Source organism: Pseudomonas sp. FYR_5, from assembly GCF_043106315.1.
GTDB lineage: Bacteria > Pseudomonadota > Gammaproteobacteria > Pseudomonadales > Pseudomonadaceae > Aquipseudomonas > Aquipseudomonas putida_Y.
The window spans coordinates 1-11,562 of sequence record NZ_JBICMK010000095.1 but is presented as its reverse complement, the minus strand read 5'-3'; the positions used below and the strand labels follow the sequence as shown (position 1 = coordinate 11,562).

Sequence of the window (11,562 nt, the reverse complement as noted above, 5' to 3'; positions counted from 1 at the left end):
CAAGCCGATCATAACCGAGTCCAGCCTGTGAATCTGTTGCAACATATCGCCCAATCGCGCCACCTGCTGCGCAAATCGGAACTGAAAGTGGCCGACCACGTGCTGCTCGACCCGGCTGCCGTCATGCACAGCTCCATGGCCGACTTGGCGCACAGCGTGGGTATCAGTGAGCCGACCATCGTGCGTTTCTGCCGGGCCATCGGCTGCTCGGGCTTCCAGGACCTGAAGCTGAAGCTGGCGCAAAGCCTGGCTGCCGGGGCCAGCTTCGGTCAGTTCGCCATCCACGAAGATGACTCGGTCGCCGACTACAGTCTGAAGATCTTCGACACCACCCTCCACACCCTGATGGAAGTGCGCGAGCACCTTGATCCGCAGGCGCTGCAACAAGCAGTGAGCGCCATGGCCCAGGCGCAGCGGGTAGAGTTCTATGGCTTTGGCGCGTCCGGTGCGGTTGCAGCCGATGCCCAGCACAAGTTCTTCCGCCTGCTGCTCAGCGCGGCAGCGTATTCCGACCCGCACATGCAAGCGATGTCGGCGGTTACCCTGAAACCGGGTGATGTGGCGGTGTGTATTTCCCAGTCGGGCCGTTCCAAGGACCTGCTGATCACTGCCAACCTGGTGCGTGAGAGCGGCGCCAACCTGATTACCCTGTGCCCCAGCCAGACGCCGCTGGCCGAGCTGTCGACGGTCAACCTGGCGATCGACGTGCATGAGGACACCGAGATCTACACCCCTCTGACCTCGCGTATTGCCCATCTGGTGGTGATCGACGTGCTGGCCATGGGCGTTGCCATGGCGCGCGGGCCAAGCCTGGTCAACCACCTGAAGAGCGTGAAGCGCAGCTTGCGCAGCTTGCGTCTGTCGCCCAAATCGATCAAGGCTACAGACGACTGAATTCAACCTGTATTGGCCTCTTCGCGGGCTTGCCCGCTCCCACAGGTACTGTGCACCTGTATAAATCGGTGCCATTCCTGTGGGAGCGGGCAAGCCCGCGAAGAGGCCGGTACAGGCAGTGAAAATTCACGATTCTGTCACCATTCCACCGCAAAACGGTAAACCATCAAGGCCAGTCTGAAACTCCCGCATCCTATCTGGGAGAGAGGCAATGGCTCGTGACTTCGACGGTACGTACCAACCCAACGCCAAGGCTCGCAAGCAGCAGGAAAAGGATCAGCGCCGTATGGAATACCGCCGCGCGATCGAGAGCTATTGCGACCAACGTCAACTGCTCCGCGACCTGGCGGACTACCCTGAGCTGCAAGCACTCACGGTATGGCAGTCGTCGGCGGCAACTTCCCCGAAAAACGTTCAACAAGCGCGCTGATCAGCGCACGTTCGCCGCGGATGAATGCCAGAAATGCCAAGGCCACCGGCGACTGTCGCTTGGCCTTGGCCTGCACCACGCACCAGCTACGGTACAGCGGCAGTTCCTCGACCGGCAATTCCTTCAGCACCCCGGTGGCCAGTTCCAGGTTGACTGCATGGCGGGTCAGCAGGGCGATCCCCAAGCCGGCGATCACGCATTCGCGTTGGGCATCGGCCGAGGCTACTTCAAGCGTTTGGGCGAAATGCACGCGCTTGTCCTTGAAGTACTCTTCGCACGCCTTGCGTGTTCCCGAACCTTGCTCGCGGATTAACAGGGTATGAGGCTCCAGGTCCTGCATGCGCAAATGCTCCAGCTTGCACAGCGGGTGCTGCGGCGGGGCCACCGCAACGATCGGATTGTTGAGGAACGGCAGAAACTCCAGGCCCATGTCTTGCGGCACCATCGACATGATGATCAGGTCGTCGCGGTTATCGGAAAGGCGGCGGATGGCTTGGGCGCGGTTGACTACCGTCAGGGTCAGGTTGACCTCCGGGTGACGCTGCTTGAAGGCGGCGAACAGGTGTGGCACGAAGTACTTGGCACTGGACTCGATCGCCAGTTTCAACTGGCCCTGCAATGAGCCCTGCATGTCCGAAAGCTGCATGTCCAGGCTTTCCAGGCGCCCGAAGATATCGTGGCTGGCGCGCTGAAGGGCCTCGGCCGCCTCAGTCAGGTAGAGCTTCTTGCCCACGTACTCGAACAGCGGCTGGCCGATCAGCTCTTCAAGCTGGCGGATCTGTAGACTAACGGCGGGTTGCGTCAGCGCCATCTCCTCCGCAGCACGGCTGTACGAGCGCAAATCGCACACCTCATTGAAGATCTGGAGTTGACGCAATGTCATACGCATCAAGGACTTACGCATTTTAATCGGCTCCTCGGCAACACCCTGTTACCCAACTATAAGCTTTTACTAATACAGCCTCTAACAAATATTGATTTTTGTTTATCGACCTACAGCGCTAGGGTGATTACGCGACTGGCCAGCAACGTCTGGTCACGCGCCGACCGGTAGAACCGGCTCGACTGTTCCTACGGCTTTGGGAAGACTCCAGTGATAAAAAAAATCCTGATCGCCAACCGAGGTGAAATCGCAGTTCGGATCGTGCGTGCTTGCGCCGAGATGGGCATTCGCTCGGTAGCGATCTTTTCCGACGCCGACCGGCATGCCTTGCACGTCAAGCGCGCTGACGAAGCCCACAGCATCGGTGCCGAGCCGCTGGCCGGTTACCTGAACCCGCGCAAGCTGGTGAACCTGGCTGTGGAAACCGGCTGTGATGCCTTGCACCCGGGCTATGGTTTCCTTTCGGAAAACGCCGAACTGGCAGAGATTTGCGCCGAGCGCGGGATCAAGTTCATTGGCCCGGCCGCCGACGTGATCCGCCGTATGGGCGACAAGACCGAAGCGCGCCGCACCATGATCGCCGCCGGTGTGCCGGTAACCCCGGGCACCGAAGGCAACGTTGCCGATATTCATGAAGCCCTGAGCGAAGGTGACCGCATCGGTTATCCGGTGATGCTCAAGGCCACCTCCGGTGGTGGCGGTCGCGGTATTCGCCGTTGCAATAGCCGTGAAGAACTGGAACAGAATTTCCCGCGGGTCATTTCCGAGGCGACCAAGGCCTTTGGTTCGGCCGAAGTGTTCCTGGAGAAGTGCATCGTCAACCCGAAGCACATCGAGGCGCAAATTCTCGGTGACAGCTTCGGCAACGTAGTGCACCTGTTCGAGCGCGACTGCTCTATCCAGCGCCGTAACCAGAAGCTCATCGAAATTGCCCCCAGCCCACAGCTCACTCCCGAACAGCGTGCCTACATCGGTGACCTGGCGGTACGTGCGGCCAAAGCGGTGAATTACGAGAACGCCGGTACCGTGGAGTTCCTGCTCGCCGATGGCGAAGTGTACTTCATGGAAATGAACACCCGGGTGCAGGTGGAACACACCATCACCGAGGAAATCACCGGGATCGACATCGTTCGTGAGCAGATCCGCATTGCCTCGGGGCTGCCACTGTCGGTCAAGCAGGAAGATATTCAGCACCGTGGCTACGCCTTGCAGTTCCGTATCAATGCTGAAGACCCGAAAAACAACTTCCTGCCCAGCTTCGGCAAGATCACCCGTTACTACGCCCCCGGCGGCCCGGGCGTGCGTACCGACACGGCGATCTACACCGGCTATACCATTCCGCCGTTCTACGACTCCATGTGCCTGAAACTGGTGGTGTGGGCGTTGACCTGGGAAGAAGCCATGGACCGCGGCCTGCGGGCCCTGGACGACATGCGCGTGCAAGGGGTGAAGACCACCGCCGCGTACTACCAGGAAATCCTGCGCAATCCGGAATTCCGTAGCGGCCAGTTCAATACCAGCTTCGTCGAAAGCCACCCTGAATTGACCAACTACTCGATCAAGCGCAAACCCGAAGAGCTGGCCCTGGCCATCGCTGCCGCCATCGCCGCCCACGCAGGCCTGTGAGGAACCCCATAATGTCCAAGAAAATTCACGTAACCGACACGATCCTGCGCGACGCCCACCAGTCCCTGCTGGCCACCCGCATGCGTACCGAAGACATGCTGCCGATCTGTGACAAGCTCGACAAGGTCGGCTACTGGTCGCTGGAAGTCTGGGGTGGTGCCACCTTCGACGCCTGCGTGCGCTTCCTCAAGGAAGACCCGTGGGAGCGCCTGCGCAAGCTGCGCGCGGCGCTGCCCAACACCCGCCTGCAAATGCTGCTTCGCGGTCAGAACCTGCTGGGCTACCGCCACTACAGCGACGACGTGGTCAAGGCCTTCGTCGCCAAGGCTGCGGTCAACGGCATCGATGTGTTCCGCATTTTCGACGCCATGAACGACGTGCGTAACCTGCGCGTGGCCATCGAAGCGGTCAAGGCCGCCGGCAAGCACGCCCAGGGCACCATCGCTTACACCACCAGCCCGGTACACACCATCGAAGCCTTCGTGAAGCAGGCCAAGCAGATGGAAGCCATGGGTTGCGACTCGGTGGCGATCAAGGACATGGCTGGCCTGCTGACCCCGTTCGCCACTGGCGAACTGGTCAAGGCGCTGAAGGCTGAACAGTCGCTGCCGGTGTTCATCCACTCCCACGATACCGCCGGCCTGGCTGCCATGTGCCAGCTCAAGGCAGTGGAAAATGGCGCCGACCACATCGACACTGCCATCTCCAGCTTCGCCTGGGGCACCAGCCATCCAGGTACCGAGTCGATGGTTGCTGCACTCAAGGGCAGCGAGTTCGACACCGGCCTGGACCTGGAGCTTCTGCAGGAAATCGGCTTGTACTTCTACGCCGTGCGCAAGAAGTACCACCAGTTCGAAAGCGAGTTCACAACGGTGGACACCCGCGTGCAGGTCAACCAGGTACCGGGCGGCATGATTTCCAACCTGGCCAACCAGCTCAAGGAGCAGGGCGCCCTCAACCGCATGAACGAAGTGCTGGCCGAGATCCCGCGTGTGCGTGAAGACCTCGGCTTCCCACCGCTGGTCACCCCGACCTCGCAGATCGTCGGCACCCAGGCGTTCTTCAACGTGCTGGCTGGTGAGCGCTACAAGACCATCACCAACGAGGTGAAGTTGTACCTGCAAGGTGGTTATGGCAAGGCACCGGGTGTGGTCAACGAGCAACTGCGTCGCCAGGCTATCGGCAGCGAAGACGTGATCGATGTGCGCCCGGCTGATCTGCTGAAGCCGGAAATGGCCAAGCTGCGTAGCGACATCGGTACCTTGGCCCGTTGCGAAGAAGACGTGCTGACCTTCGCCATGTTCCCTGACATTGGCCGCAAGTTCCTCGAAGAACGCGAAGCTGGCACGCTGACGCCTGAAGTTCTGCTGCCGATTCCGGAAGCCGGTGCCGTGGCTGCGCCCGGTGGTGAAGGCGTGCCGACCGAGTTCGTCATCGACGTTCACGGCGAAACCTACCGCGTTGACATCACCGGTGTGGGCGTGAAAGCCGAAGGCAAGCGTCACTTCTACCTGTCGATCGACGGCATGCCGGAAGAAGTGGTCTTCGAGCCACTCAACGAGTTCGTCAGCGGTGGCGGCAGCAAGCGCAAGCAAGCGACTGACCCTGGCCACGTAAGCACCACCATGCCAGGGAACATCGTTGATGTGCTGGTCAAGGAAGGTGACATGGTCAAGGCCGGCCAGGCCGTCTTGATCACCGAAGCCATGAAGATGGAAACCGAAGTGCAGGCGGCCATCGCCGGTAAGGTCGTGGCCATCCATGTGGCCAAGGGTGATCGCGTGACGCCAGGTGAGATCCTGATCGAGATCGAGGGCTGATTTAAGCCCTCATCTACAAGTGGTTAACCTCTGGGGAGCGGATGCTCCCCTTTTTTGTGCTGGATTCACTAGCCTCTGATTCAGCACACCGTTCAACCTTTACGGCACACCTCAAGGCTTTCCACCTGGCCACCCGGTTGCTGGTTCTCTTCACTCAGCCACCGCTCAAACCCGGCAGCCACCGCCGGCCATTCATCATCGGTAATCGAGTACCAAGCCGTGTCGCGGTTATGGTCCTTGACCACCAGGTGCTTGCGGAACACCCCTTCGTAGACGAAGCCGAATCGTTCTGCCGCGCGTTTGGAACGGGCATTGGCGTTATTGCACTTCCACTCCAGCCGTCGATTACCCAGCTCGAAGCCCAGCTTGCCCAGCAGGTACACCGCCTCGGTACCCTTGGGCGTGCGCTGCATGGCGGCGCCGAAGGCGATGTGGCCGATCTCGATTCGGCCGTGGTCAGGCACGATCGACATCAGGCTGAGAATGCCTTGGGCCTGGCCACTGGCGCGGTCGATGACGGTGTAGAAAAGCGGGTCGCGGCCAGCTGCGTTGCCTTCCAGCCAGCGGTCAAAGGCGGCACGTTCGGCGAACGGACCGTAGGGCAGGTAGTCCCACAGCACCGGATCGGAGGCCGGCCCCTGCAGCACCTCCCAGAGGTCTTCGCCATGGTGCCCTGGATCGAGCTTTTCCAGGCGAATAAAGCGGCCTTCAATGGGCTCAGCCTTGGGGGTTGCGGCGGGTTTCCAGTTCAATACGTCTGTCATGTTCGACCTACAAGCCTTTGCGGAATTGGATGAAACCCGAGCGCTCGGCAACCTGCTGGTACAGGCTGATGGCGGTGGCGTTGGTTTCGTGGGTCAGCCAGTGCACCTTGATGCAGTTGTCGGCCTTGGCGGTGGTGTAGACGTGCTCGATCAACTGTCGACCAATGCCCAGGCCACGTTGCGTGCTGTCCACATACAGGTCCTGCAGGTAGCAGGAATTCTCGATGCTCCAGTTGGAGCGATGGTAGATGAAGTTGACCATCCCCACCGCCTTGCCGTCGACCCAGGCCAGTGCCGAATGGGTTGGCTCGCTGGGGTCGAGCAGGCGTTGCCAGGTGCTCAGGCTGACGGCATCGGCCAGCTCGGTCTCGTAGAAGTGCAGGTAGGCCTGCCACAGGGCGTGCCAGGCTGCGTGATCTTGGGCCGTGACAGGGCGCAGGGTAAGGTTGGGCATGGGCTATTCCTTCAGAGTTGGCGCATGTGCGCCGCGAGTTGATTGTCCAGTTGATCGGGACTGGCGCTCAGGCCTTCGCGCACGCCTTCGATGTCGTGCCCGGAGCGGTTCTGGCTGAGCTTGCGCGCACCTTGCAGGCGCGCAATGGGTAGGCGAATGCCGACGATGGCGCGGAGCATGCCGTCGATGTAGTCGGCAGGGGCGTCGGTGACTTTCCATGGTTCGCTGCGACCCTGTTCGTGACGGTCGGTCAGGCGGCTAACGATAGCCAGTAGCGGCTCGGCCTCATGGATGACTTCGGCCGAGCCGTAAGCGTGCACCGCCAGGTAGTTCCAGGTCGGCACCACCTTGGGGTTATCGGCCTTGCTTGGGTAATAGCTGGGGCTGACATAGGCATCGGCGCCGGGGAATACCAGCAGCGCTTCGCCGCCTTGCTGCAGGTCTTGCCATTGGCGGTTGGCCCGGGCCAGGTGAGCATACACAGTGCCGAAATCACCCTCGGCGGTATCGACCAGCACCGGCAGGTGTGTGGCCAGAAGGCCCTGTTCGCCCTGACTGACCAGAACGGCCAGGCGGGTGTCTAGCATGTGCTGGTGCAGGCGGGTGAGGTCGTGTTCCTGGTGAGGCTTACTGTTGTACATGGCGGGATCCTTGTCGAATGGCTCCATCCTAGGCAGGCTATTGGTTCTGGGTAAGAGCCATTACTGCCTGTTTTGATAGGTCCAATACCATGAGCGAGTCCCCCCTCATACTGCCTTTCGACCCTGCCGGGATCGCCCTTGATCGCCGCCGCGGGCTTAGCCAGCAGCTATATCAGGCGTTGCGAGCGCGGGTACTGGATGGACGCCTGAGCAGTGGTACGCGGCTGCCGGCCACGCGCGACCTGGCTGCCATGTTGGCGCTTTCACGCAACAGCGTGGTGCGCGCCTACGATCAACTGTATGCCGAGGGCTTCATCGAAAGCCGCGTCGGGGATGGCACTTACGTCAGCCGACTGCCAAAACTGTCCACACAAGTATCCACAGGGTTATCCCGGGGTTTATCAACAGGTTTATCCACATTTTGCGAAGAGAGTACTGAGGATTTATCCAGCGGAAGACTTCTTAGTGAGCCTCTGCAGCGCCTGAAAAGCAACCATTTGCCACCGCCCAGAAGCGGTGCGCCGCGTGCTTTTCGTGTTGGTATTCCGGCATTCGACCTGTTCCCGTTTGACGTCTGGGCCAAGCTACAGGCGGGTTTCTGGCGCAACCCGTGCCCTGCGCAACTGGGCTATGGTGATCCGGCAGGCGAGCCGGCTTTGCGCGATCTGATTGCGGCCTACCTACGACGCTCGCGGGGCCTGAACTGCACGGCTGAACAAATTGTGATCACTAGCGGTGCGCAGCAGGCCATCAGCCTTTGTGCACAGTTACTGCTGCAACCGGGCGACGGTGTGGCTGTGGAAAACCCAGGCTATCGGGCGGCCGCTCATGCCTTCACGCTCGCGGGTGGCCGGGTGGTTGGCGTGCCTGTGGATGAAGACGGACTGGACTGCAGCCGGCTGGAACAGTTGACGAATTGCCGACTGACCTATGTCACGCCTGCGCACCAATACCCGACCGGGGTGACCATGAGCCTTGCACGTCGCCTGGCATTGCTGGCCTGGGCTGAACGCACTGACGGCTGGATCATCGAGGACGACTATGACGGTGAGTACCGCTACAGCGGTGCGCCGCTGGCCCCGCTGGCAGCGCTCGACCGGCACGGGCGAGTGTTGTATGTCGGCACCTTCGGCAAGATAGCCTTCCCGGCCTTGCGTCTGGGCTACCTGGTGCTTCCGTCGAAGCTGGTGCAGGCGTTCAGCCAGGGCAGAGCGTTGGCAGTGCGGCATTCGGAAGTCAGCAGTCAGTGCGTGATGGCCGAGTTCATGGCGCGCGGGCATTTTCAGCGGCATATCCGCCGTATGCGCAAGGCGGCGTTGAAGCGGCGCGATGTGCTCAAGGCCGGTTGGCCTGTGGATATTCCGGGCTTGGGCGCAATGCCGGAAGTGGCCGCTGGGCTGCATGTGAAGGTGGGTGTGGATAACTTTACTCGGGAACAGGAGCTGGTGGCCAAAGCCGAGGCGGTGGGGGTGGAGGTGACGCCACTGAGCAGTTTCTGGTTGACGGACAGTGAGGCGTCTGTGGATAAACGGGCAGGACTGGTACTGGGCTTTGCGGCGGTGCCAGAGGGCGAGATAGCCGAGGCCTTGATGAAACTACGCAAAGTCTGGAGAAAATGAAGGGGGCTGCAAAGCAGCCCCAGGTTCAACATCAGGTACCGGACTTTATCCGCGTCCAGGCGCGGGTCCTGGCCCGTTCGGCATTTCGCGTCAAGGGCTTGAGCGTATAGAGTTTGGCCATCGCCTCTGCCGTCGGATACAGGTTGGGGTTGTTGCGAATCGTCGGATTCACCTTGTCGGTCGCATCCTTGTTCGGGTTCGGATACCCGACGAAGTCGCTGATCGGCGCAATCACTTCTGGCCGCAGCAGGTAGTTGATGAACGTATGCGCATCCTCCGGGTTGGCTGCGCCCTTTGGAATCGCCAGCATGTCGAACCAGATCGGCGCGCCTTCCTTGGGCAGGCGCATGTCCACCACCACGCCGTTGTTCGCCTCACGGGCGCGGTTGGCAGCCTGCGAGAAGCTGCCGCTGTAGCCCACCGCCACGCAGATGTCGCCATTGGCGATGTCTGCCATGTACTTCGAGGAGTGGAAGTAGGTGATATGCGGACGAATCTTCAGCATCAGCGCCTCGGCCTTCTTGTAGTCGGCCGGCTTGTCGCTGTTCGGCGGCAAGCCCAGGTACTGCAGGGCCACCGGTAGAATCTCCGACGGCGAGTCGAGCAGGGCTACGCCGCACTGCTTGAGCTTGGCGATGTTCTCTTCCTTGAAAATCAGGTCCCAGCTGTCCACCGGCGCGTTGTCGCCGAGTGCAGCCTTGACCTTGGCCGGGTTGAAGCCGATCAGCACGGTGCCGTACATATACGGCACGGCAAACTTGTTGCCCGGGTCATTGGCTTCGATCAGCTTCATCAGCGCCGGGTCCAGGTGTTGCCAGTTCGGCAGCTTGCTGCGATCCAGCGGCTGGAACACCCCAGCTTCGATCTGCTTGGCGAGGAACACGTTGGACGGTACTACCACGTCATAACCGGAGTTGCCGGTTAGCAGCTTGGCCTCCAGCGCCTCGTTGGTGTCGAAGATGTCGTACACCAGCTTCACGCCGCTGTCCTTCTGGAAGGCAGTCAAGGTCTGCGGGGTGATGTAATCGAACCAGTTATATACACGCAGGGTACGCTGCTCAGCTTGCGCATGCAGGGCGCCCGCGAACAGGGTGGCAGCGATGAACGGGGCGAGCAGACGCTTGAGTCGGACCATTATCGGGCTCCTGGCTGGGCGCGCTGGAAACCTTCCAGCACATTGACCGCGTTGATGCCGATTTCTTCCACAGCGTAGCCGCCTTCCATCACGAACAGGGTCGGCTTGCCGAGTTGGCCGATGCGCTTGCCCATTTCCAGGTAGTCCGGGCTGTCCAGCTTGAACTGTGAGATGGGGTCGTCCTTGAAGGTGTCCACACCCAGGGAGATGACCAGCACGTCGGCGTCATAGCTGGCGATGCGCTTGCAGGCATCCTCCAGGGCTGCGCTCCAGGCGGCCCAGTCGCTACCGGCGGGCAAGGGGTAGTTGATGTTGTAGCCCTGGCCTGCGCCTTCGCCGGTTTCATCGGCATAGCCGAGGAAGAACGGGAATTCGTCCTGCGGGTCGCCGTGGATCGAAGCGAAGAACACGTCGTCGCGGCTGTAGAAGATGTCTTGGGTGCCGTTGCCGTGGTGGTAGTCGACGTCAAGGATGGCGACCTTGCTTCGGCCTTGATCGAGGAAGGCCTGGGCGGCGATGGCGGCGTTATTCAGGTAGCAGTAGCCGCCCATCACTTCACCGGCAGCGTGGTGCCCTGGCGGACGGCACAGGGCGAACGCCGCATGGGCGCCTTGCTGAATCGCTGCCTGGGCGGTCAGGGCAACTTGTGCAGCACTATAGGCAGCCTGCCAGGTACCCGCGGTGATGGGGGCGCCGGCATCGAAGCTGTAGTAACCCAGTTCGCCATGTAGGCCGGTCGGTTTGACCTGGCGCAGTGTGCGGGCCGGCCAGGTGAAGGGCAGCAGGTCACCCTCGTGGCCCAGTGCAGCCCAGCGGGCCCAGGCGCCTTCGAAGAAATCCAGGTAATCGGCGCTGTGGACGCGCAGTAACGGCGCACGGCCGAAGTCGGTCGGGCCCTGGATGTCGCCGAGGTTGCGTTTTTTCACCTGGTCGAGCACATGGTCGGCGCGCGAAGGCATTTCGAAACAGGGCATCAGCTTGCCATCGATCAGCTCGCAGCGGCCGTGGTGCAGGCGGTGGTCATCGGAATAGATCGTCAGCATTGTTGTTCTCCGGTGGGACTGGCGTGGGTCCATTGTCATGGGCTGATCGGCAGGGGAGAACGACGCAAACGGCCAAAAGGGGATCGATATGGCCAAGGTCTATGGCCAGATGGGTGGTGACCTATCCCAGCCTCGTCGCGGGTAAGGCAGTGGCGGCAACGGTGAACGGCCTTTGGACATTAGCCGGCAGGCCCTGCCCTTTCGCGGGTGAACCCGCTCCTACAATGGCCACCAGGGCGTCAGAGGTTGTGAC

11 protein-coding genes are annotated in these 11,562 nt (G+C 61.1%); 5 read left to right on the top strand and 6 right to left on the bottom strand.

All coding sequences use genetic code 11. From position 1 onward, the window contains the following. The first annotated feature begins 27 nt into the window (after positions 1-27). Both hexR and ACF8RA_RS17640 read left to right on the top strand, forming a co-directional pair. Positions 28-894: a transcriptional regulator HexR gene (gene hexR / locus ACF8RA_RS17645; RefSeq protein WP_003253273.1), complete on the top strand. Its 867-nt coding sequence runs from the start codon at positions 28-30 to the stop codon at positions 892-894. A 211-nt stretch (positions 895-1,105) separates the two neighbouring features. Continuing rightward, positions 1,106-1,324: a PA3496 family putative envelope integrity protein gene (locus ACF8RA_RS17640; RefSeq protein ID WP_061405728.1), complete on the top strand. Its 219-nt coding sequence runs from the start codon at positions 1,106-1,108 to the stop codon at positions 1,322-1,324. Here ACF8RA_RS17640 and ACF8RA_RS17635 read toward each other — a convergent pair. Further along, complete coding sequence (locus tag ACF8RA_RS17635; RefSeq protein WP_392461478.1) at positions 1,266-2,228, bottom strand: LysR family transcriptional regulator; 963 nt, start codon at positions 2,226-2,228, stop codon at positions 1,266-1,268. The genes ACF8RA_RS17640 and ACF8RA_RS17635 overlap by 59 nt on opposite strands. Before the next feature lie 189 nt (positions 2,229-2,417). Between ACF8RA_RS17635 and ACF8RA_RS17630 the strand changes: the two genes are divergently transcribed. Then, on the top strand, positions 2,418-3,833 hold the full coding sequence (locus ACF8RA_RS17630; protein ID WP_003253279.1) for an acetyl-CoA carboxylase biotin carboxylase subunit: 1,416 nt from the start codon (positions 2,418-2,420) through the stop codon (positions 3,831-3,833). A gap of 11 nt (positions 3,834-3,844) precedes the next feature. Further along, positions 3,845-5,653, top strand: coding sequence for a sodium-extruding oxaloacetate decarboxylase subunit alpha (gene oadA / locus ACF8RA_RS17625; RefSeq protein ID WP_209969087.1), 1,809 nt, complete (start codon positions 3,845-3,847; stop codon positions 5,651-5,653). 92 nt (positions 5,654-5,745) lie between these two features. On the opposite strand, the gene ACF8RA_RS17620 is transcribed toward oadA, so the two are convergent. From ACF8RA_RS17620 to ACF8RA_RS17610, 3 genes are read right to left on the bottom strand one after another with little or no spacing between them, the layout of a single operon-like run. After that, positions 5,746-6,417 carry a GNAT family N-acetyltransferase gene (locus tag ACF8RA_RS17620; RefSeq protein WP_176682922.1) on the bottom strand — a complete coding sequence of 224 codons (672 nt, stop codon included), beginning with the start codon at positions 6,415-6,417 and terminating at the stop codon, positions 5,746-5,748. Between the two features lie 7 nt (positions 6,418-6,424). Continuing rightward, a complete protein-coding gene (locus ACF8RA_RS17615; protein WP_003253286.1) occupies positions 6,425-6,871 on the bottom strand; it encodes a GNAT family N-acetyltransferase in 447 nt (148 codons plus the stop codon). An 11-nt stretch (positions 6,872-6,882) separates the two neighbouring features. Next, positions 6,883-7,512, bottom strand: coding sequence for an FMN-binding negative transcriptional regulator (locus tag ACF8RA_RS17610; RefSeq protein WP_176682921.1), 630 nt, complete (start codon positions 7,510-7,512; stop codon positions 6,883-6,885). A gap of 89 nt (positions 7,513-7,601) precedes the next feature. Between ACF8RA_RS17610 and ACF8RA_RS17605 the strand changes: the two genes are divergently transcribed. Further along, positions 7,602-9,131 carry a PLP-dependent aminotransferase family protein gene (locus tag ACF8RA_RS17605; protein ID WP_392461479.1) on the top strand — a complete coding sequence of 510 codons (1,530 nt, stop codon included), beginning with the start codon at positions 7,602-7,604 and terminating at the stop codon, positions 9,129-9,131. Positions 9,132-9,162: 31 nt separating this feature from the next. On the opposite strand, the gene ACF8RA_RS17600 is transcribed toward ACF8RA_RS17605, so the two are convergent. Together ACF8RA_RS17600 and ACF8RA_RS17595 are read right to left on the bottom strand one after the other, a co-directional pair. Next, positions 9,163-10,266, bottom strand: a complete 1,104-nt coding sequence (locus ACF8RA_RS17600) for a polyamine ABC transporter substrate-binding protein (protein WP_176682919.1) — start codon at positions 10,264-10,266, stop codon at positions 9,163-9,165. Continuing rightward, positions 10,266-11,309, bottom strand: a complete 1,044-nt coding sequence (locus ACF8RA_RS17595) for a histone deacetylase family protein (protein ID WP_392461481.1) — start codon at positions 11,307-11,309, stop codon at positions 10,266-10,268. The genes ACF8RA_RS17600 and ACF8RA_RS17595 overlap by 1 nt, the downstream gene beginning before the upstream one ends. Positions 11,310-11,562: the final 253 nt, after the last annotated feature.

Excerpts from the sequence above, each read along its gene's own strand:
- ACF8RA_RS17640 (WP_061405728.1), top strand. The coding sequence starts at position 1,106 with ATGGCTCGTGACTTCGACGGTACGTACCAACCCAACGCCAAGGCTCGC.
- ACF8RA_RS17635 (WP_392461478.1), bottom strand. The coding sequence starts at position 2,228 with ATGCGTAAGTCCTTGATGCGTATGACATTGCGTCAACTCCAGATCTTC.
- oadA (WP_209969087.1), top strand. The coding sequence starts at position 3,845 with ATGTCCAAGAAAATTCACGTAACCGACACGATCCTGCGCGACGCCCAC.
- ACF8RA_RS17620 (WP_176682922.1), bottom strand. The coding sequence starts at position 6,417 with ATGACAGACGTATTGAACTGGAAACCCGCCGCAACCCCCAAGGCTGAG.
- ACF8RA_RS17615 (WP_003253286.1), bottom strand. The coding sequence starts at position 6,871 with ATGCCCAACCTTACCCTGCGCCCTGTCACGGCCCAAGATCACGCAGCC.
- ACF8RA_RS17610 (WP_176682921.1), bottom strand. The coding sequence starts at position 7,512 with ATGTACAACAGTAAGCCTCACCAGGAACACGACCTCACCCGCCTGCAC.
- ACF8RA_RS17605 (WP_392461479.1), top strand. The coding sequence starts at position 7,602 with ATGAGCGAGTCCCCCCTCATACTGCCTTTCGACCCTGCCGGGATCGCC.
- ACF8RA_RS17600 (WP_176682919.1), bottom strand. The coding sequence starts at position 10,266 with ATGGTCCGACTCAAGCGTCTGCTCGCCCCGTTCATCGCTGCCACCCTG.
- ACF8RA_RS17595 (WP_392461481.1), bottom strand. The coding sequence starts at position 11,309 with ATGCTGACGATCTATTCCGATGACCACCGCCTGCACCACGGCCGCTGC.